The 19,735-nt window shown below is 63.8% G+C and carries 18 protein-coding genes; all 18 read right to left on the bottom strand.

The features are described 5' to 3' along the window. Positions 1-130: 130 nt before the first annotated feature. Positions 131-523 (bottom strand): hypothetical protein, encoded by a 393-nt coding sequence (locus tag H7X47_RS21260; RefSeq protein ID WP_193370769.1) that lies wholly within the window; start codon positions 521-523, stop codon positions 131-133. A gap of 327 nt (positions 524-850) precedes the next feature. Beyond that, positions 851-2,257, bottom strand: a complete 1,407-nt coding sequence (locus H7X47_RS21255) for a pilus assembly protein TadG-related protein (RefSeq protein WP_193370768.1) — start codon at positions 2,255-2,257, stop codon at positions 851-853. A gap of 5 nt (positions 2,258-2,262) precedes the next feature. Next, positions 2,263-2,667: a TadE/TadG family type IV pilus assembly protein gene (locus H7X47_RS21250; protein WP_193370767.1), complete on the bottom strand. Its 405-nt coding sequence runs from the start codon at positions 2,665-2,667 to the stop codon at positions 2,263-2,265. Positions 2,668-2,677: 10 nt separating this feature from the next. Continuing rightward, entirely contained in the window at positions 2,678-3,208 is a 531-nt protein-coding gene (locus H7X47_RS21245; RefSeq protein ID WP_193370766.1) for an A24 family peptidase, read from the bottom strand. A gap of 31 nt (positions 3,209-3,239) precedes the next feature. Then, positions 3,240-4,148, bottom strand: a complete 909-nt coding sequence (locus H7X47_RS21240; RefSeq protein ID WP_193370765.1) for a tetratricopeptide repeat protein — start codon at positions 4,146-4,148, stop codon at positions 3,240-3,242. A 25-nt stretch (positions 4,149-4,173) separates the two neighbouring features. Continuing rightward, the gene (locus tag H7X47_RS21235; RefSeq protein ID WP_193370764.1) at positions 4,174-5,346 is read right to left on the bottom strand and encodes a LytR C-terminal domain-containing protein; all 1,173 of its coding nucleotides are present in this window, start codon (positions 5,344-5,346) and stop codon (positions 4,174-4,176) included. Positions 5,347-5,363: 17 nt separating this feature from the next. After that, a complete protein-coding gene (locus tag H7X47_RS26380; RefSeq protein WP_193370763.1) occupies positions 5,364-6,362 on the bottom strand; it encodes a type II secretion system F family protein in 999 nt (332 codons plus the stop codon). Between the two features lie 27 nt (positions 6,363-6,389). Next, positions 6,390-7,385: a type II secretion system F family protein gene (locus tag H7X47_RS21225; RefSeq protein WP_193370762.1), complete on the bottom strand. Its 996-nt coding sequence runs from the start codon at positions 7,383-7,385 to the stop codon at positions 6,390-6,392. A 7-nt stretch (positions 7,386-7,392) separates the two neighbouring features. Next, a complete protein-coding gene (locus H7X47_RS21220) occupies positions 7,393-8,793 on the bottom strand; it encodes a TadA family conjugal transfer-associated ATPase (RefSeq protein WP_193370761.1) in 1,401 nt (466 codons plus the stop codon). 18 nt (positions 8,794-8,811) lie between these two features. Further along, a complete protein-coding gene (locus H7X47_RS21215; RefSeq protein WP_193370760.1) occupies positions 8,812-10,014 on the bottom strand; it encodes a CpaE/TadZ family protein in 1,203 nt (400 codons plus the stop codon). 44 nt (positions 10,015-10,058) lie between these two features. Continuing rightward, positions 10,059-10,328: a hypothetical protein gene (locus H7X47_RS21210; protein WP_193370759.1), complete on the bottom strand. Its 270-nt coding sequence runs from the start codon at positions 10,326-10,328 to the stop codon at positions 10,059-10,061. 8 nt (positions 10,329-10,336) lie between these two features. Beyond that, positions 10,337-11,767, bottom strand: a complete 1,431-nt coding sequence (locus tag H7X47_RS21205) for a type II and III secretion system protein family protein (RefSeq protein WP_193370758.1) — start codon at positions 11,765-11,767, stop codon at positions 10,337-10,339. A 39-nt stretch (positions 11,768-11,806) separates the two neighbouring features. Continuing rightward, a complete protein-coding gene (gene cpaB / locus H7X47_RS21200) occupies positions 11,807-12,925 on the bottom strand; it encodes a Flp pilus assembly protein CpaB (RefSeq protein WP_193370757.1) in 1,119 nt (372 codons plus the stop codon). 159 nt (positions 12,926-13,084) lie between these two features. Next, positions 13,085-13,270, bottom strand: a complete 186-nt coding sequence (locus tag H7X47_RS21195) for a Flp family type IVb pilin (protein WP_193370756.1) — start codon at positions 13,268-13,270, stop codon at positions 13,085-13,087. Between the two features lie 665 nt (positions 13,271-13,935). Next, positions 13,936-14,913, bottom strand: a complete 978-nt coding sequence (locus H7X47_RS21190) for a phosphatase PAP2 family protein (RefSeq protein WP_193370755.1) — start codon at positions 14,911-14,913, stop codon at positions 13,936-13,938. A 16-nt stretch (positions 14,914-14,929) separates the two neighbouring features. Then, positions 14,930-17,218 (bottom strand): ATP-binding protein, encoded by a 2,289-nt coding sequence (locus H7X47_RS21185; protein ID WP_193370754.1) that lies wholly within the window; start codon positions 17,216-17,218, stop codon positions 14,930-14,932. Positions 17,219-17,321: 103 nt separating this feature from the next. Then, on the bottom strand, positions 17,322-18,926 hold the full coding sequence (locus H7X47_RS21180; RefSeq protein ID WP_193370753.1) for an ATP-binding response regulator: 1,605 nt from the start codon (positions 18,924-18,926) through the stop codon (positions 17,322-17,324). A gap of 375 nt (positions 18,927-19,301) precedes the next feature. Next, on the bottom strand, positions 19,302-19,640 hold the full coding sequence (locus H7X47_RS21175; RefSeq protein WP_193370752.1) for a F0F1 ATP synthase subunit gamma: 339 nt from the start codon (positions 19,638-19,640) through the stop codon (positions 19,302-19,304). Positions 19,641-19,735: the final 95 nt, after the last annotated feature.

Here is a 19,735-nt window from a genome sequence, read left to right as displayed (position 1 = left end):
CATCCATCGTGGAGTCGCGCTGTTGCCAGCGGGCCGGGTCTGGCGGCGCATCCGTCCCAAAGCGGAAGGCGGCTGGTCCGGGCGCTGCGGGCCCGGTGAAGCGGTTTGACGAACCGGCGGGAGGGTTATCTCACATCGCCTCGTGCGGGCTGTCTTCCGCGAAGAAAGCCAGGCCGGCCAGCCGGTCGTTCTGGTCGGTCACCAGGCGGACTGAAACCCGGGCGTAGGAGCCTCGGACCTGTTCGGCCCCCGCAATGCGGAAGCCTTCTTCAATCATGGCGAAGAGCTCGTCAACCGGCACCGACTGGCCACGCCACATGACGTCGGCGGTCGTAAGGCTGATCTCGTTGTCCTGCAGCACGACCCGCTGGCCGCCGGTCGCGGCGCAGTCGCGCACGACAACCCGTTCGATGGCGTCGCCAAAGCGGCTCCAGGTCAGATTGAGGCGGATCGGCTGCGCCAAACTCCCGTGGTGGGAGGCCTCTTCCCGCGCCCCCCTTCCTTGCTGGGCATTATCGATCACACTGAGAACTCCGCGCCTGTTCCCTCAAACGCGCAATAGGAGAAGGTCCTCGCTGGAGAACGTGTCCCCGGGGGTCAAGAACGAGGTGCCTCCACCTGCAGTGACCAGGATCAATTGAACCCAGGTCGGTTCGCTCTGCAGCATGAAAAGCAAGGTTCTCCAGCGAGGCTCTGTGACCGGCGGCTGCGGTGTCCACGATGTCCGTGACTCGCGCGTACCGGTGCGTTCTTTGCGGCCGATCGGCCAACTGGTAAAGCTGCAGCGACGGTCGCCGCTCCTCCGGGATTGTTCTGTCTACCCGCGACATTCCGTTCCTGCCCTCCCCGTCTAATTGACGAGGCGATAGACGAGTATCGGCGCGCCGGGCGGCAAGGTCGGCCCTGCGCCCTCGCAGGTGGAATCGGCCGTGAGGCCGGTGGTGCCGTTGAAGTAGATCGTGTTGGCAATCAGGACGGTGCAATCGCTTACATAAGTCGTAAGCAAGGAATCTGCGGTGCCTTTGAACTCGACGTCGCCGTCGAAGTAAAGCAGGCCGTCGTAGCCGCCGCCGGTGGTCCCGCGCAAGGTGTGGCTCTCCTTCGGGTCCTTGTCTTCCTCGTAGAAGATGAAGCCATCCAAAGGGCTGCCGCTGCTCTGCGCAACCAGGGTCAGGTCCGACTCGCCCTTGAAATTGATCACAGAGCCGGTGCCCATGAGGTAGAAGCCGACACCGCTCGAGCCGTCGACGGTAATATTGCCGCCGATGTCGAGGGCGCCCTCCTTGATGATGTAGTCGCCATCGAAATTCGCCGTTCCATTGCCGGTGAAGGTAATGCCGCCGCAGTAGACCCCCGAAGGCGGGCTGCCGTCGCCTTCAAAGCTTGCGTTGATGTAGGCGGGCTCGGCGTTGTCGCAGTAGTTCGGGTCCCTGGCCTGTTGGCAAAGAGCCCAGCCATCACAGGGGTCCACGTCCTCGTAGGGGTCTTCGCCGACGTTGGCGTCTTCGTTCACGCCGCTGGTATCGATTCCGACCGACCCCTTCTCGCAATAGGTACCGGCGATATTGATTTGCGGCGCATCCCCGTCCGGGTCAGTAATCGTGGTGATGGTGGGATTGCCGTTCGCATAAAATGCGCATTCGGCCTCGGAAGCGACTTCGATATTGCAGTCGGTCGTCGAAATATCGGCCGTACCGAAGATGTGAAAGGCTTCCTCCTCCGTCTCGCTCGTCGCCATGAGGCACCCGGAGGGGGTCATGTTGCCGTTTTGCGCCTCGGTCGCGATGGCGCTGGTGACGATGTCGTAGTTGTCGAAGCCGAAGATGCCACCTAGAAAGGCCGGCACAGGGTTGCCTACGGTGTCTTCCCGGCGGGTGGTTGTCTGTACCGCGTTATAGTCACTCGGGTCGCTCACCGTCGCCGTGAATGTGCGGGTATCGGGATCCCAGTTCCCCGGCACGATGTCAGCCGCGGCCAGCACCGTCCCGTACTGGGCGGCGGGCATGTTGTTCTCGGCATAGGCCCGCGCCTCATCGATTATCGGCTGTGAGTCGCCGTCCTCGACCAGACTCTGCAGCTGCGAGGCGCCGGCCAGCGCCGAAGAGTCCGCCGCCACCTGCAGCTTGTTGCGGTTGTAGTAGTTGTAGCCCATGTCGATGGCCAGCGCTGCGAAGCCGAGCAAACCAACCATGATCAAGGAGGCAATTGGCGCAAAAGCGCCTTCGCGATCGTGCCAAAGCTCACGTAAGAATCGCATAGCTGTTAGCCCTCCGGTCGCATGCTGGCCTGGGCCACCAGGTTCCCCGGCCAGGTGATGGGGAAGTTGATCAGGGCTGCGTCGGCTGCCGGCACGCTGATCGTCATCGAGACGTCAGTGGTCGTCGGGGGCTCGGTCGCGTTGACGTTGAAGGTGAGGTTCCAGCCGGCCAGATAGTTCCTTGCATAGGTTTCCGCCTCGGTCGTGTTCAGTTCCGCCACCGACATGCGCCGCACCGCCTCGCGCGCGGCGTTGACCATGTTGTTGTGGAGGAACATCACGGAGCCGAACTGGATAATGCCAAAGAGGATCGCTAGGAAGACCGGTAGCAGGATCGCGAACTCGACGGCGGCCGAACCGCTGCGACCCCGCTTGCGCCAATCTTCTCGCCAAGTTGTTTTACGAGTCATCGTTTGCACCTCACGCAAAAAGCCCTAGGTGCGGCAGGTGCCGCGCCACCAGGATGCCGCCCACGGCAATAGCCACCCCGTAGGGCAGCGGCTCGCCCGGCAACAGAAACCGGGGCAGCGTGACCTTCGTGATGCAGTCCGGCACCGTTTGGAGCACCATCAGGCTCATCAACAGACGCCGCAGACCAATCAGGCCGAGCGCAAGCACGCCCCCGGCGAAGGCCGTCATAAGGATAAATTCGGGCAAACCGTCGAGGCCGGTCCACAGCCCGACCACCACGAGAAGCTTTAGATCGCCGCCGCCGATCACCCTGAAGCGGTAGAGCGCCAGGGTGCCCAGCAGCACCACCGCCAAGGCGCCCAGGTGCGACAGCCAGTCGATCTGCACCGGCATAAAGATCCCGGCCGCCACGAAGAGCCCGAACAGAGAAACCGAAATCCAGTTGGGTATCGTGAACTTCCAAAGGTCGAAGGCCGCCGCCAATACCAACAGCGCCACGAAGGCCCAGAAAAACACTTTGATGAGCAGAAACATGTCCATCTTGGATCTCCGGATCGGCCCTCCTGGGCGATCAGCCGTTGCCTTCCATTTCGCTGACGTTGACCTTGCTGCCGTTAATGGCCTTCAGGCTCTTCAGGTATTCGAGGTTCTTGTTGGCGGTCCGGTTGAACTTCGGATCGATTTCCATGGAGCGCAGCAGATAGGACTCCGCCGCCGGCAGGTCGCCGCGCAGCAGGGCGACGAAACCGATGTTGTTGAAAGCCCGGCCGATATCCTTCTGGCTCACGCCGACCAGCGCCCGGTCGTACTGACCGGCCCAGGCGAAGGCGAGCCGCATGTTCTCGCGGGCGGCCTCCATGTCTGGCTCGAGCTGCAGGGCCGCATCGAAGTCCGCAATGGCCGCTTGGTGATCCCGACGTAACAGGTGGGAGAAGCCGCGGTTGTTGTAGAGCATCGCCGAGTCCGGCCGGATCTCGAGCGCCCGGTCATAGGCCATCGCGGCCGCGTCCCACTCGCCGGCTCGGTCGTGCAGGGTGCCGATGGCGTTCCAGGCGCGCCACAGCCCCGGGTCCTTGTCCACCGCCTGTTCCAAAAGGAAGAGCGCCGGCCGCTCCTGCCCCTTCAGCAGCAGCGTGAGGCCACGGCCTTGCTGCGCGCGGGCGGTCGCCTCCGGCACCTTAGACAGTGTCTCGAAGGCTTCGGAAGCGGCGTCAAGCTGACCGAAAGCGAGCTGAGTTTCCGCCATGGCCAGTCGGGCGCGCAGATTGCCCGGCTCGGCCAGCAGGACCCGCTCCAGCAGCAGCTTGGCATCTGCGTAGTTGCCCTGCTCGATCGACTGTTCGGCGGCCGCGACGATCTCCGGCGAGACCGGCTCTGATTGCACCTGAACCGGCGCCTGGCCGGAAGAAGAGGCGCAAGCGGACAGAAAGAGGGCGCAGGCCGCCGCGGCGGCCAGCGAACGGGTGCCGGACAAGGTCATCTGCGACCGCCGCGGCTCTTTGGCTTCAGACCGGATCGGCATGGGAAGTGTTCCTTTCTGCCTGGAGAAGGTCACTGTCGAATTGAAGAAGGTCGCCCCCCAGCTCTACCCGCACCTCGGTCGCTTGACCGGTGGACTGCTGCAGCCGGGGGACGATAGGCAGGGAGGCAGAGAGAACCTCCGCAAGTTCCCGGTACCCGGGGAGGTAGGTGATGCTGGTCGAGCTGTGATTGAAATTGTCGGCGTTGGACAGCCTGGTGACTGACAGCCCCTCGCCCAGCAGGAAGGCCTTTATACGCGCAGCCATGTGCCGGCGGCCGGTACCGTTGGCCACCTCGACAGCGCCGCTGAGATCGCGCGCGTCCGGCAGGGCCGGCTCTTCCGAGGGACCGGCCGCCAGCGTTACGTCGGCACCGGAGGTCTGCAGCGCGACCCGCACAACGGGCAGGGTCACGGCCACCGGCGCCTCTGTCACTTGGCCGCCCGGTGCCGGCAGCGGCGCCAGCGGTTGTGTTTCCACGACCGGCAGCGGTACAGCCGTCACTTCCGGCGGCAGCAGGAGCGTCGCGGGGGCCGCCGGGGCCGCTCGGAGACGCAGCCGCTGCTCAGCGGTCGTGATGCGGACGATGCTGGGCCGCGGCGCCGGAGGCTGCCGCACAGCGGCTTCCTGCGGGGGCGCTGAAGTCGCTTCGCTCACCTGCTCGGCCTCGTTCTCGACGCCGGCGTCGACGGCGAGCTGGGCATTGGCGGCGATCATCGGGTTGTCGGGCGATTGCCGCGTCGCATCGCGGAACAGCGCCAACGCCAGGTCGGTCTTGCCCTGCAGCAGCATCGAATAGCCGAGGTTGTTCAGGGTCTGGGCCGAATTGGGGTCCATGGCCAGCGCCCGGCGATAGTACCGCTCGGCCAGGTCAAAGCGCCCGATCTGGTCATAGGACGCCGCCAGACCGTTGACCGCCTCGATTGAGGCCGGGTTCTCCGCAATGGCCATCTGGAACCGTTCGATCGCCAGGCCGTAGCGCCCGGCGGTAAAGTCAAAGCGGCCTTGTTCATAGCTCGAACGGCTCGCCTCCTGACCTGTCAGGCCGCTGTAGCCGAAGTTCGGCCGCGCCTCGGGCAACTGGGTGCCGCAAGCGGAAACCACCAGGCTGCCGCCAAGGGCGGCGATGGACAGGAAAATGCCTCTGCGACCATTCATTTTCAGCTCTCCTCTCCTCATCCGCCATGCAGCGCCGGAAGAACGACCCGGACAATCCCGATGATGCCCGGCAGCAGGATAACGGTGACCATGCAGGGCAAGATGAAGACGATCAGAGGAATGGTGAGCTTCACCGGCAGCTTGTGAGCCAATTCCTCCGCCCGCATCATTCGCTTGTTCCGCATCTCGTCCGCATGCACCGACAAGGCCTGGGAAATGCTTGTGCCCAGCTCATCCGACTGGATCAGCAGCGTGACGAAACCGATCACATCGTCCAGCCCTACCCGCTCGCCCAGGTTCCGCAGGGCGTCGGCGCGGCTCTTGCCGGCCCGCAGTTCCAGGGCCACCAGGGCGAACTGTGTCGCCAGCGCCGGGTGGGCTCGGACAAGCTCCGAACCGACCCGGTTGAAGGCGGCATCGAGGCCCAGACCCGCTTCAACGCAGACCACCATCATGTCCAGCGCGTCAGGGAAGCCTTCGGCAATGGCGCGTTGGCGGCTGGCAATGCGGCGCGACAGCCAGAACGAAGGCAGATAGAGACCGATGACGCAGAGCGCCAAGGGGACCAGCAGGACTTTCTGATTGCTCAAAGAGGCTCCGAACATCGGTGCGAGCAGCAGGAAGCCCAAAGGCAGGCAGATGGTGGTGAAGAACCTGATGGCGAAGTAGTTGCGCACCACGCCGGGGCCCGCGAAGCCGGCCTGAAGCAGGCGGCGCTGAACCAGCGAGCGGTTCGTCTCATCAACGAGAGGAACGCGCTTTTCAATGGCGCCGACCAACTCGTTCCAGAAACCGTCGCGCGTTTCGTAGCGCAGCCGCGGCCCGGCGTCCATGCCGCCCATGGAAACCGTGTCACCGGCCAGGCGACGGGAAACAGCGCCCTTGTTTCCGGAAATGCTCGCCACGCCGACGACTGCCAGCACAATGGTGAAGAACAGCACCACAAGGAAGGCGTCCGCCGGGTTCTGGAGAATCCAGGCAAATCCCGAGGTGTAAAGGTCGGTGGCGATTTTCACAATATCCATGCCGGATTCCTCTCCACCTCAGACTCGGAAGTTGACCATGCGGTAGATCATGTAGATCCCCACCACCATGTTGAAGACCGCGCCGGCGAGGATCGGCAGGAACAGCGGATCGTCGGCAAACTTCGTGTAGTAGTCGGGGTTACCGGTGAAGATCACGAAACCCACCACAAAGGGCAGCGCGCAGAGCACCAGTGCCGACATGCGCCCCTCGCTCGAGAGCGAACGGACTTTCAGGAACATGCGGGCCCGAGCGCGAATCACACGCGCCAGGCCGGCCAGAACGGCAGCCAGGTTGCCGCCGGTCTCGTGCTGGATACTGATCGACATGACGACGTAGTTGAAGTCCTCGACCTGGATCCGCTGATTGAGATTCTCCAGCGCTTCCGTCAGGTCCAGTCCATAGGTCATCTCGTCCACAGCGATGCCGAATTCGGTGCCGATCGGGTCGCGCATTTCCTTGCACACCAGGCCAAGGGCCGCATTGATCGGGTGGCCGGCGCGCAGGCTCCGGACGATAAGGTCGAGCGCATCGGGAAGCTGCTCGGCAAACTTCTTCCGCCGCTCCTTGGCCTTGCTGGAGAAGTAGTAGATCGGCAGCAGCACGCCCAGCAGGACCGAGAGCCCGACCTGGTAGTACAGCGGGGACAGGAGGTGCGGAAGCCGGCCAGTGGCATAGGCGACCTGGAAACCCATCAAGGCGAAGAAGGCGACCACCAGCATGATGAAAACCACCCGCAAGGGGGTCACGCTCATACCGGCGTGGGAGATCAAACCTTCGAGGTAGTCGACAGGATGGACCAGGCCGCCCAGCCCCTGTGTCTCCCGCACCGGTTGCCGGCGCAGGAGACCCAAGACCTCACGACTTTCCATTCCGGAATTCAGCATAGACAGCCGCCGGTTGGTCCGCCGGTTTACCTGCATCGAGTGAATGAAGAGGTAGTAAACCCCTTCCACCAGCAGCAGGACCGTGACGAAGATAACGCCGTAGAGAATGTAGATCGGTTCGATTGGCATGGCGTGTCTACTCGAGAACGTGGTTCGGGTCGAAGATGCGGTCTGGCACCTCGATGCCGCGGGCGACGAACTCAGAAACGAACTTGGGCCGGATCCCGGTCGTGACGTAGTGGCCATGGATCGTGCCCGAGGCGTCCGTGGACTCGCGGCGGAAGCGGAAGATCTCCTGCATAGAGACGACGTCGCCTTCCATGCCAGTGATCTCCTGCAGACTGACGAGCCGGCGCTTGCCGTCGCTCATACGCTCAAGCTGAATGACGACGTGCAGCGCCGAGGCGATCTGTGCCCGCATGGAGCGTGTCGGCAGGTCGAAGCCCGTCATGCCGATCATCTGCTCGACGCGCGCCAGGGCGTCGCGGCCGGTATTGGCGTGGACGGTGGTCATCGAGCCCTCGTGGCCGGTGTTCATGGCCTGCAGCATGTCGAAGGCCTCACCACCGCGCACCTCGCCGACGATGATGCGGTCGGGACGCATGCGCAGGGCGTTCTTGACCAGCTCGCGCTGGGTGACCTCGCCGCGCCCCTCGATGTTGGCGGGACGGGTTTCAAGGCGCGCCACGTGAACCTGTTGCATCTGCAACTCGGCCGCGTCCTCGATGGTGATGATGCGCTCGCGCCCGTCGATGTAGGCCGACATGGCGTTCAGCATCGTCGTCTTGCCGCTGCCGGTGCCGCCGGAGATCAGCACGTTGCGCCGCGCCCTAACGATTCCAACCAGCAGATCCGCGACTGACTGAGGCACGCTGCCGATCTGAATAAGCTTTTCCATGTCGATCCGCTCTTTGGCGAACTTGCGGATCGAAAGCAGCGGGCCGTCGACGGCGAGCGGCGGGATGATTGCGTTGACGCGCGAACCATCGGCCAGGCGGGCATCCACCATGGGCTGCGACTCGTCGACCCGGCGCCCGACGGCGGAGACAATCCGGCCGATGATCCTCAGCAGATGCCGATCGTCCTTGAAGCGTACCGCCGTGGGATGCAGCTGACCGCCGCGCTCCACGAAGACGTTGCTGTGGCAGTTGACCAGGATGTCGGTAACCGAGGCGTCTTTCAGAAGTGGCTCGAGCGGCCCCAGGCCGAGCAGCTCGTCGAGGACGTCATCGACCAGCTGAGCCTGCTCCTGGCGGTTGAGGGGGCGGTTTTCCCGCGCCAGCAGCTCTCGGACCATCTCGCCCATCTGCGCGCGGAACTCGGCCGGCGGCATCTTGTCGATGACCGAGAGGTTGATCATGTCGAGCAACTGCTGATGCAGCGACACCTTCAGTTCCGTATAGCTGGACAGCTTGCGGTCGTCGACGTCGTCGTGCCCGCGCGGCACGATCACCTGGGCCTCAGGCTGGCCCCCGGCCAGCACTCCTGCAACGGGACCTTCCTGGGGCTGCGGCTGCGGTCTGGAGAAGAACGACATCTTGCTGGGTCTCCTGAGTTATCGGCCAGGCACGTTGGCGAGGTGCGGCTCGACCCGCTCCTCTTTTCGGCTTCCTGCCACGGCGAGGGCGTCACTGATCTTGGAAATATTCTTGAAAGCTTTAGACCGCCTGCGAACGTCGGCGATGGAAAGGCCCTGGTTGAGCGCTTCGCTGACGGTCCGGTAGTCGTTCGCGACGGTGAAGTCGATCTTGTGCTCCAGCGCCTTCTCGACTTCCTTAAGGCCGACCGCTTCGCCCCATCGCTTTTCGTAACGATTGAGGACGACGCGCACCGGAAGCTCATCCAGACCTTCCGCACCCAAGGTGTCGAGTTGGCGACGGGCCTGGCGTACGCCCGGCACCGTCATCTGCGTCACCAGCAGAACGTCGTCCGACTGGCGCAGAATATCGAAAGACCAAAGGCACCAGGTCGGCGGCAGATCGACGATCACCACCGCGAATTCCTGGCGGACAATATCAAGCAGCCGACGCACGAAGTCCGCGCTGAAGGTATCCAGCGGCATCACGTCCGGCGGTGCGGCGACCACATTGAGGCCACTGGGGTGACGGGTCATGGCGCCGCGCAGCAATTCGCCGTCCAGGCGATCTTGCGCCGACACCAGGTCCGCGAGACCGGTGCGGTCCTTGAGATCCAGGTACAGCGCAACGGTGCCGCCCTGCACGTCAAAGTCCAGGATGCAAACCTCCTGCCCCCGCTTCTGCAGTGTCTGCGCAAGACAGCAGCCGGCCTGCACGGCGACCGTGGTCGCGCCGACACCGCCGCCGCCTTTCAAGACCGAGACCAATCGCCCCTTGGCCGCTTGGGGCCGACGCGCCGCCTTGCGCACCCGCGAGGCGTGCTCCAAGGCGGCCAGCACGTCGTCGCGCTGGACGGGCTGCGGCAGTACGTCGACGAGGCCGAGGCGCATCAACTTGCGCACATCGTCCAGGGTCGCCTCCGCCGCTGTGGCGACCACCGGGGTCCCGGGCGAGAGCTGCTCGACCAGGGTACGCAGCCGCTCCACGTCATCGGCGCTCCTGGTATCGATCTCGACGATGATGAGGTCGGAACCGGGCAAGCTGGCGTCGGCGGCACTGAGCTCGAGCGGAGCGATGCGCAGATCGAACTTGGTACCGTTCATATCCGTGCAGACTTCCGCCAAGGCAGACCGGAGCTGTGGCGTACGCAGCATTCCGACGACGTTCAGATTTTCACCCATTTCCTGCCTCTCGAACCCTTGCTCTCAGACTCTGATGCCCAGGATCATCTGGTGTTGGATTCAGTGGTCCGCAGACGCTCCGGCTGGATGACTTCACCCTTGTCGTAGCGCCCCTGGGCGCCGGCGGCGCGGGGACCGTCCAGTTCCGGGATCTGCTGCGCAGCGCTGTATTCCGGGGTCGGATTGATGATGTGGATAGACATGTTGTGGCGCACCGCGTTGCCGAAGGAGGGATGGATTTTCTCCTGCGGCGTGCAGGCGACGAGCAGTCCGCCGGCCACGAGCACAGTGAAGATCGTGGTTGCCTTCATCATTACGCACCTCACTTGATGATGTGGCCGTAGGCGCCCTGGACGCCCCCGGCTTCATTGATAGCCATGGCGTTGGCGGCGTTGCTGGGGGTCATCCCAGAAGTCGGCGATTCGACACGGCCGAAGAGCCAGATATCGGAATCGCTCGGCGGCACGAAGTTATCGGCCGGAGTTGCCAGGCTGCCGCCCGGCGCCGGCTGCACGAGGTGCGGCGTCACGATGATGACCAGCTCGGTCTGCTGGTTCTGGAAGTCGCTGCTGCGCAGCAGCGCCCCGAGGACCGGCACATCACCCAGCAGAGGGAACTGACGCACCGTGTCCTGGAAATCCGACTGGATCAGACCGGCGATGGCGAAAGACTGCCCATCACGCAACTCCACCGTAGTGGTGGCCCGCCGCGTCGTCAGCCCCGGGATCTCGAAGCCCTGGAGGGTGACTGCGTTGGTCGGGTCGATACGGCTCACCTCCGGGCTGGCAACGACGTTGATCAAGCCGTCGTCCAGCACCGTGGGCGTGAAGGCCAGGGCGACGCCGAACTCCTTGAACTCGACGGTGATGGTTGTGTTGCCTTCGTCGGTGTTCTGCGCCACCGGCACCGGGAACTCGCCGCCGGCCAGGAAACTAGCGGTGTCTCCGGAGAGAGCAATCAGGTTCGGCTCGGCAAGGGTCTTGACGACACCCTTTTCCTCCAGGGCGTCGAACAGCAAGTCGACCGTCGCCGCGCCGATGCCAAAGGTCACCGTACCGGTTGCAATCGCCGTCGGAGAAAAGATCCCGTTCAAGAGGGCATCGCCCACGGTGACCGCGAAGTCGGAGCCGGAGATCTGTGTGTTGAGTCCCAACTCCTTGACGACGCGGCGCTGAACCTCGGCGAAGCGGACGGCGAGCATGACCTGCTGGCTGCCGGTCACCGAAAGCAGGTTGGTTACCTGTTCCGGCGCGAAACGCTCGGCGACCTCCATGGCGCGCTGCAACCGCACCGCGCTGCTGACCCTGCCGCTCAGGATCACCGCTTCGTTGACGGCCCGTACCTCGATCTCCTCTTCGGGCATCAGCTCGAAGAGGCGCGCCTTCAGTCCCTCGACATCCACGGTAACCACCAGGTCCATGACGGCGATGAGCGACCTGTTGCGCCCGTAGACCGTCAGGCTGGTCGAGCCGGTCTTTTTGCCCAGCACGTAGATCGAGCGGTCCGTGAGGGCCAGGACGTCGGCGATTTCGGCGTTGCCGACCAGAAGATCGGCGAAGGGAACGTCGAGGCGCAGGATCTGCGATTTGTTCACCGGAACGATGAACTCGCCTGCGTGCCGGGACTCACCGATCTCGGTGGTGACGTTCGGCTGTCCCCAGGCCTGTTGCGGTACCGCCATGGCCATCACGGCTGTAAGTACCAGCAGGCCGCCTATGGCGTTTCCGATCCATCTCTTCTGAACACTTGTCATGCCCCTCTCCCTTACCTTTGTTTCTTGCTCGTTCCTTGGTTAGTTCAAGGCGGCTTCCAGATCGGGCGGCAGCAGGTTGATGGGGTTCTCCTGCTCGCCTCCTAGAGACGGCGCGCTCTGGGCACCGTTCTCCGGCGCCTTCGTCTGCGGCTTCACGAATGTCGGTCCGGCGGGCGTCACGGTATTCGCCTCACCGCCCTCAGGTACTGCCGGGGTCGTGACGGTCGCGGTGCCGGAAGGCGACAGTTTCTGCGCCGGCAGGCTGCCGAAGAGCGGCTGTACGTCGGGCTGGACCTCGTAGCTGGTGGCGTTGGTGCCTCGCACGATGCGCACGGCGGAAAGCGGATCTTCCTTTGGCCGCTGGACTACCTTCTTGATCGTCTTCGTCTTTTTCTTGGGCGCCTCGACGACCTGCGCCGGCTCGTTGACCTCGCCGACCGAAAGATCACGGGTGCTGACGGTCTTGACCTGTTCTGCCTCTGCGTCGGCCAGGTTGCGCAGCATCAGAGCCAAGCTGCCGAGCTGCGAGGCCAGAGCCAGCTTCTGCGCCTGCTGCGGCGAGACCTCCAGGGTCACCGCCTTCGCAACCGAGGGCTTGTCCTTTTCCTGATTGGCATCCTGATCGATGCCCAGAACCTTGACGTTCTGCAGCAGAACGTCGGTGATCAGGTTGTTGGCGCTCTTGTTGCCGTCACCGCCGGTTCGGTCTCGGGTCAGCAGAATATCGACCCGGTCGCCCGGCAGCACGAAGCCGGCGACACCGGCCACATCATTGACGCGGATGGTCACCGCGCGCATTTCCGGCGAAAGGATCGCCGCCAGGCTGGCCTTGCCGCCGAAGCCGGAGATCTTGTTCTTCAACACCGGCTCGTTAATCTCGATGGCGCGCAGGACGACACGTTCCTCCTGACCGTCGAGCAACTCGTCGATCGAGGTAAATGCGCCCTCGGGCACCGCTTCACCCGGCCACTTCACCAGGCGGAGCTGCTCCTTGCGCACCGGATTGCCGAAGGTCATGCGTTCCTTGGCGACGACGACCGTGACGGTGTTCGCCGGCTGCGCCGCCTGCTGCACGATGATGGGTCGTGCCTGTTCCTGGATCCAGTTGCGGGCCAGAAAGACTGCTGCGACCGCCAGGACGACAGCCAAGCCCAACATTATAATTGCGCGCCCTCTCATGGTTCTGTCCTCGTCCTGTCAGTAGATTTCTCGTCGGGTCGTCCGGTGCTCGCGCACCATTCATCACGCTGATGCTTGTTCTCTAGACAGAGGTATCCGACGGCCAAATCGCATGGCCGTCGGTCCTCACGTTCACGACTAGCAGGAGCTACCCGAAGCCTGGTTGATACAATCGGCGGCATCCTGCATGGAGCCGGAGATTGCCGTGCCCAGGTTGCCGGCGGCCACCGCAATGCCGATAGCGACGATCGCCAGGATGAGGGCGTACTCGGCGCCAGCCGCGCCGCTCTCGTCCGCCCAAAGAGCCTTCAGAAAATTACGCATTGTTTTTCTCCATTCCTTCGTTGTTCCCCAGCCCTCGGCCCGGCTTAGTCGCTCTTGGCCGTCTCGGGCTCGACCTCGGCGCCAGCTCCCCGAAGAGGCTATGCAGCTACATGCCTGCGCCAATTGACGTGAATTCGTATCAATTGCCCCGTGATCCAAACGTCATGCAGCGGCACAGAAATGCGCGCGCAAGGCGCAACGTCATCTCCGTCAAAGCAGCCGACGTTAACCATTGAGCCTTGACGACAGGCGCAGATAAGGCGCAAGCAAACGACGCTTATGCCATTGTCTAGTATTATGTTTTTGGGATTCTCGAGGCCCGTTTTCGGCCATCGTCATCGATCTGAAAGATGCGCAAAGGTTAACGACCGCTTGGCTCATTCATAAAGAATTAACCAATACAGCCATCAAAGGTGGTAGCACTGTTGCGGTGGAGCAACAGGCCGAAGGAAACCTTGCCTGCGGCAAAAACCATGCTTGGGGGAGCGCAAGCCGATGCCTGTATCGGCGTTGCAGGCGCTTCGGAAGGGAGCTTGGAAGAGGGAGAACCGCGGAGACGGTAAAGCGCGTGACGCTCGTCAATTGCCTGGACAGCTACTGTCCCCGCTCCCGCCGCGGTGAAGTACCAGCGCGCAGCCCTGATCGCTCAAATCCGGGCGCTTCCTTCAGGTCTCAATGGACGGTTCAGGTTGCCGCTGCTTATTCAGTGTGGTGGTCGCCATCGTCCCCGCAATGACCCAAACGACCGGGACGATGACGGAAGCGGCGATGCCATCAACCGCATAGTGCCAGCCCAGATGGACGGAACCGACAAGGATGGTGGCAAAATAGGCCCAGAAGATCACCTGGTACCTGGGCAGGAACGTCCGACCCACCAGCGCAATCCATAGGGCGATGGCGACGTGCATCGACGGCATCGCCGAGATCCCAGCACCAATAAGCCCTCCCCCCTTCAGGTAGTTGGTCCAGAGGTACTCGCGGGCGGTCGCCGTCCAGGGGCTGACGGGCAGCTCGGCGAAGCGGTCGCCAAGCTGGATCGACTCATAGAAGATCGGCCCTGCCGAGGCGCCCAGGTACTGGCCCAAGGTGCCGCCAGCCCAGGCGAGGAAGTAGGCGATCAGGGCCTGGGCCCTCTTGGGGGAAGGGGGCAGGTAGAACAGGAAGAGCAGGATGGCAAAGTTCACAGGCGCCCAAAAGCCATAGATCTTGTCAATCACCGGCGTCGCCTGGCCTAGGTACTGATGGCTGAGGCGCCAGGGATCTTGCCCGAAAAGCAGGTGATCCAGGTCGGCGAAGGCGGGATCGGCCCAAAATCCCACGGCCGCCGGCATCATGACCTTGGCCCAGTTCAGAACAGCGAACTGGCAAGCGACCAGCAGGAACCCGACTGCGAGCGCCCAGGGAAGGCGGGGCAGGATGCGGCGAAGGGGGTTTTGCTCGCCCTCCCGCCAAAATCGGAACAGCTGCCAGACGACGGGCAGGCAAAAGCCAATTATGGCGAAGTTCAACCCTACGACGCCAAAGCTTCGGAAGGGCACCTCGTAGCTGAAATCGAGCTGCACGCCGATCAGCAGCGCCACAAAATACTGGACGCCGAGAATTGCGAGGACCGGAACTATCCAGCGAAGGTCCAGCGCGTTCATGACGAAGCAGGTCCCTCTAGTGAAGCTCGGCGGCGCTGACCTCTGCCCGCATGTCGACGGTGCGCGCCGTCTCGAACGGCAGCCCCAGGCTGCTTTGCATCTCCAGCGCCGCGCGCAGGATGCGGTCGACGAACTTGCCGTCCTCGGCGTTCGACACGGAGAGCGCCTGCGCCATGACGCGCAAGGCCACCGAACGGGCCCAGGGCTCGTTGCCCTCGTTGGCCATGCGGGCCGCCCAGCGGGCGACCTCGAGAGCGCGGTCGTTCTCTCCGCAACCCTGCAGGGCCTCGGCCAGCCAAGCCATGAACATAGCGCGCATAAAGGGCAGATGCAGCTTTTCTGACATATTGACTGCCTGGGCCAGTTCCTCCTTCGCTTCGAAGGCGCGCCCGGCATTGATCAGCGCGAAACCGCGGTAGCCGCGTGAGGTGTACTGCCTCAGCAGGTCACCCCGCGCTTCCGCCAGGCTCAAGGCCCGGTCGAAAGCCTCCAGAGCCACCTTCGCTTCCCCGTCCCAGACCTGGATGATCCCCTGGGTCTGCAGGCTGACGGTCAGACAGGTCGTGTCCGGCTGGTTCTCGGACAGGCGGATCGCCTGGGCGCAGGCCGCGTAAGCGGCCGAGAACTTCTCGCGCTTGGCGTGGCACAGCGCCTGCACCGCACTGGCATCGGCCTCGCTGGAGCGTGGGCCGGTCAGGCGATGGCTTTCCAGCATCATTGCGGGATTGCAGCCTTCGCCGGTGATTTTATCCGCCAGATCGGCGAAGCGCTCAGCCAGCAGCCAATGGCTTTGCATGGGCCGGCCCTTGCAGGTGCGCGGCATGCGCCGGATCGCCGCGTAGGCTTGCTTGACCATGCCTCTGCGATGACGCAGGCGCGCCCGAGCCAGCAGGTAGCTGATCCACAGCTCCGAGTTGCCATAGCGTTTCAGGTCCGGCCACTTGCGAGCGAGGATTTCCTCGGCCCGCGCCAGATCGCCCTTCAACTCCGCCAACTCGGCGGCGATCACCAGGACCTTGACCTCCAGCTTGCCGCGCGCATCGCCGGGCGGCAGCAGTTCGAGATCGGCCGACGCCTGACGCACCTGGGTTTCCGCCAGATCGAGGTTGCCGCGATCCGCCTCCAGCTTGGCCAGGCGCAGCAGATGGGGCACCGCGAGGTTCCAACGCCCGGCAGCGCGGAAATGCCCGGCGATCTCATAGCACTGCTCGTAAATATCGCTGCCTGCCTGGTCTTCCAGGGCCACGGCAACGGCGTAGTGCAGGTGCTTGCGGTGGGAGGGCAGAAGCTGCCCCAGGACCCTTTCGCGGACCGACGAGCCGATGGAGGAGGCCTCGCCGTCGGCGGTCGTCTCGAAAAGGCCCGCCGCAACCAGTTCGCGGAGGCTTGCCCGGCTGCGCTCCGGAGAGCGCTCGGTCAAGGCCTCGAGCAGACCCATCGAGAAGAGGCTGCCTGAAACCGCGGCGATCTGCAGAACTTCCAGGGCCGCGTTGGTGAGATTGCTGATCGGCGCCAGCCCGCCGCCCGCCCCCGCTGCAGCGGCGGCTTCGCCGGTGGCCGGCGCCTCGGCGGCCAGGGACGCAACGGCGGTGCCGTTGATTCTCTGCTCGCCGGCGGACTTCACGGTCCGCGGCTGCGGGTCCGCCCGCAAAAGGATCGACTGGTAGAGAGACTCGGTCTCGGCCTCCGGCTCGACGTCGAGCTGTTCGCGCAGAACCGTACGGCAAGCGTCGTAGGCGGCCAATGCCGAGGTGCGCTGGCCGGCGGCGGCAAAGGCCTGCATCATCCAGCGGTGTACGTCCTCGCGCAGCGGATCGAGTGCCAGAATACGCTTGGCCGTGCGAATTGAAGATTCCTGCGCCCCGGCCTGCTCCTGCAAGGTGAGCAACCTATCGAGTGCGGCCTCCATCTGCTCGCGGTACCAGGCGCGGATCGGCAGCAGCCATTCCTCGAAGGCTTCCGACTCGATTTCCATGCCGGCCAGGAATTCGCCGCTGTACAGCGCCACGGCCCGCGCCAGAGAATCCTGGTCGCCCGCCTCCTGCAGACGTTCAAACTCCAGTGCGTCGACCTGCAGGGAGGTCACGTCCAGATGCACCTCCCGCCGGTCGAAATTGAGAATCGGCAGCTTGTGCGGTTCAAGATTGCGCATCAGGGTCAGGCGCGCCTGGCGCAGGCTCTGCAGGGCGTTGGACTGGGTGGTCTCGCCCCATAGCAGCGTGGCGAGCTTTTCGCGCTGCTGGCTGTGGCCGTTTACCGCCAGATAGGCGATGAGCGCCTCGGTCTTGCGGAGAGTCAGGGACACCTGCGCGCCCGTTGCGTCTCGCAACGAGAAACCTCCGAAGAGATCCAGTGTGGCCGCTGGCTTAGTGACGTGCATCTCTGTGACCCCGTTCCCTGCGATCGCCTTAGTGGCGCCGCAGCCCCCGTTTCCCGGCCATGACGCCCTCGGGCAAGCGGGGCAGGAAGAGATTGACGGTGGTCGTGCTCTGACCGTCACTGTCGATGAAGAGATGCCCACCGGACTGCAGAACGAAGCTGTAAGCCGCTGTAAGCCCCATGCCACTGTGTTCCTTAGGATCCTTTGTGGTGAAAAACGGCATAACGGCGCGGTCGATCAACTCCGGCTGCATGCCGGGACCGTTGTCGGTGATCGACAGGCGCACGTACTCACCGCTCTTGAGGCCGGGCATCTCGCTCGCCGCTTCCCGCGTCGCCCGGACGTTGGCAGTCTCGACGACGACGCTTCCCTTGCCTTCCACGGCTTCGGCAGCGTTCAACATCAGCGCGCGCAGCACATCCCGGGTCTGTTCAGGGTCGACAAAGACGGGCCAGAGGCCGACGGAGGAAACCGTCTCCACATTGATGGACTTGGGAAGTTCATGCTCCAGCGCCGCCGCGGTCTCATTGGCCAAGGCGTCGAGGAAGCTCGGCCGTGGCGCAAGCTGCTGGCGCTGCGCCAGGATCGTCAGATCCTGCAGGGCCGAGCGCCGCCCGGTGGCGGTCTGTTCCAACTCGCCGGAGATTTCCGTCGCAGAGGCGCCGCGTCCCAGCTCCCCCGCCGCGGCGCGGTCTACCAGGGCGCCCGCCAGACGCGACATATGGGCCATGGTGCTGCCGATCGTCCGGCGCTGCTCGGCAACCTTCATCCTGGTCACATCGAGGAACTGCACCACCGTTCCGCCGGTGGACTCGAACTGCTCGGCGATCATCACCCAGCGGTTGCCGGAAAGGCGCCGGGCCGCCAAACCGCCGGCATCAGCCAGCTGAAGGCGTCCGTCATCCCGACCCTTGCGCTTCAGCACCTGGTCCGGCGCCAGCTCTTCTGCGATCTTGGCACGCCAGGCGTCGTAGCGAATGCCCGAGCCGGCCTCGTCCTTCATATCGGGGAAAAGTTTTCCGAGGCCCTCGTTCATCTGAACCAGGCGCTCGTTCTCGTCGAAGACGGCGATGCCGCCCGGCAGACCGCTGAGAACACGGTCGAGCCGCGGCAAGGTCTCAGCCCCACCCTCGCCTTCGTTCATCCGGTCCAGCTCGCCACGCGCCGTCAGGGCGATGGCGAGCTGCTGGATCTCGGTGGTGTGGAAGGGTTTCTGCAGCACAAAGAGCCGATCGGCCGGCGGCACCTTCTTCGCCAGGTCGATCATCTGGATATCGGTGTAGGCCGTAACGATGACGATGGGCAGGCGTTCGTCGATCGCCCGGATCTTGGCGGCAGCGTCCAGACCGTTGATACCCGGCGGCATGCGCACATCGATAAAGGCGACTGAAAACGGGCGGTGTTCTTCCTGCGCGCGGCTGACCGCCTGCACGGCCGCCTCGCCCTGATTCACCGAGACGAGTTCGATGGGTGGCAGGCTGCTGTTGGAGTGCTGAGGACCGAACAACTCGTCCTGCAGCTCGGCAAGGCGCGTGTCCGCATTCTTGGAATCAGCAATGGCCAGAGCCGAGTGATAGTCCTCGATCAGGTCGACTTCATCGTCAGCAACGAGAACCCTCGCTAGCGCGGTCATGCACTTCTCACCCTGAAGTTTGTCCAGCCCCCGCCGCAATTGTTTATAAACTCTTGGTAGCGGGACCGACTAAATTTTGTCACAAGAAACAGGCGAATGGAAACAACCGAGAGGCCATCAGGGCGAAAACTCATACAAATTTCTGTGGTTTCTACCGAAGTAAAGGATGAATATTAACCATAAGTTGATCTTCCTTAGTACTTCAGTCCTATTCCTTGGAAATTTACATATCAACCTTTGAGTCAGGAAATGCCCTTCGCGACCCCCTCGGGGGACGCAAAGAGAGAGGGGTCGCGCCCGGCAGAATCCAACCCATCCTTGCAGCCTAGACGGCCCCGCCAAAGCCCATAAATCCGGGGCCGGAAGGCCGGAGGCTCAGCGCTCCGGCGGCGTCAGGATAGCTTCGGAGCCGGTAACGACGTCCAGCAGCTCCGTGGTGATGGCCTCCTGGCGCAGGGCGTTCTCACGGCGGCGCAGGCCATCCAGCTTGTCGTCGATACTGCGGTCGGCGTCGAGCCCCCGCTCCTCCGCCAGGCGGCACCGCGGCTGCCGATCACCACCAGGCACGGCCCCGGCCCCGCGACTCAAGGCCGGCGGCAGTTCACCTTCCGGAAAAGCGACATCGACCAGCGAACCGCTGACCGAGACCACGCAGCCCGCGGCGGCGGGCGCGTTCCCTGGCGGGCGGTCGACAAGCTGACCGGGCGTATCCATCGCGATCGGCTGCGTCTTCGGCGGCGGTTGGGCGCACAGGTTGACCCAATTCCCTGCCGGCGCGCAGCCTTGATCCGGATCAATCCCCGTCACAG

Origin of the sequence: Pelagibius marinus (genome assembly GCF_014925385.1) — a bacterium.
Classification (GTDB): Bacteria; Pseudomonadota; Alphaproteobacteria; order Kiloniellales; family Kiloniellaceae; genus Pelagibius; species Pelagibius marinus.
Note: the sequence above shows the minus strand (reverse complement) of the source record. Positions and strands in the feature narration are given on the sequence as shown.

Excerpts from the sequence above, each read along its gene's own strand:
- H7X47_RS21255 (WP_193370768.1), bottom strand. The coding sequence starts at position 2,257 with ATGCGATTCTTACGTGAGCTTTGGCACGATCGCGAAGGCGCTTTTGCG.
- H7X47_RS21250 (WP_193370767.1), bottom strand. The coding sequence starts at position 2,667 with ATGACTCGTAAAACAACTTGGCGAGAAGATTGGCGCAAGCGGGGTCGC.
- H7X47_RS21245 (WP_193370766.1), bottom strand. The coding sequence starts at position 3,208 with ATGGACATGTTTCTGCTCATCAAAGTGTTTTTCTGGGCCTTCGTGGCG.
- H7X47_RS21240 (WP_193370765.1), bottom strand. The coding sequence starts at position 4,148 with ATGACCTTGTCCGGCACCCGTTCGCTGGCCGCCGCGGCGGCCTGCGCC.
- H7X47_RS21235 (WP_193370764.1), bottom strand. The coding sequence starts at position 5,346 with ATGAATGGTCGCAGAGGCATTTTCCTGTCCATCGCCGCCCTTGGCGGC.
- H7X47_RS21225 (WP_193370762.1), bottom strand. The coding sequence starts at position 7,385 with ATGCCAATCGAACCGATCTACATTCTCTACGGCGTTATCTTCGTCACG.
- H7X47_RS21220 (WP_193370761.1), bottom strand. The coding sequence starts at position 8,793 with ATGTCGTTCTTCTCCAGACCGCAGCCGCAGCCCCAGGAAGGTCCCGTT.
- H7X47_RS21215 (WP_193370760.1), bottom strand. The coding sequence starts at position 10,014 with ATGGGTGAAAATCTGAACGTCGTCGGAATGCTGCGTACGCCACAGCTC.
- H7X47_RS21210 (WP_193370759.1), bottom strand. The coding sequence starts at position 10,328 with ATGATGAAGGCAACCACGATCTTCACTGTGCTCGTGGCCGGCGGACTG.
- H7X47_RS21205 (WP_193370758.1), bottom strand. The coding sequence starts at position 11,767 with ATGACAAGTGTTCAGAAGAGATGGATCGGAAACGCCATAGGCGGCCTG.
- cpaB (WP_193370757.1), bottom strand. The coding sequence starts at position 12,925 with ATGTTGGGCTTGGCTGTCGTCCTGGCGGTCGCAGCAGTCTTTCTGGCC.
- H7X47_RS21195 (WP_193370756.1), bottom strand. The coding sequence starts at position 13,270 with ATGCGTAATTTTCTGAAGGCTCTTTGGGCGGACGAGAGCGGCGCGGCT.
- H7X47_RS21190 (WP_193370755.1), bottom strand. The coding sequence starts at position 14,913 with ATGAACGCGCTGGACCTTCGCTGGATAGTTCCGGTCCTCGCAATTCTC.
- H7X47_RS21180 (WP_193370753.1), bottom strand. The coding sequence starts at position 18,926 with ATGACCGCGCTAGCGAGGGTTCTCGTTGCTGACGATGAAGTCGACCTG.
- H7X47_RS21175 (WP_193370752.1), bottom strand. The coding sequence starts at position 19,640 with ATGGATACGCCCGGTCAGCTTGTCGACCGCCCGCCAGGGAACGCGCCC.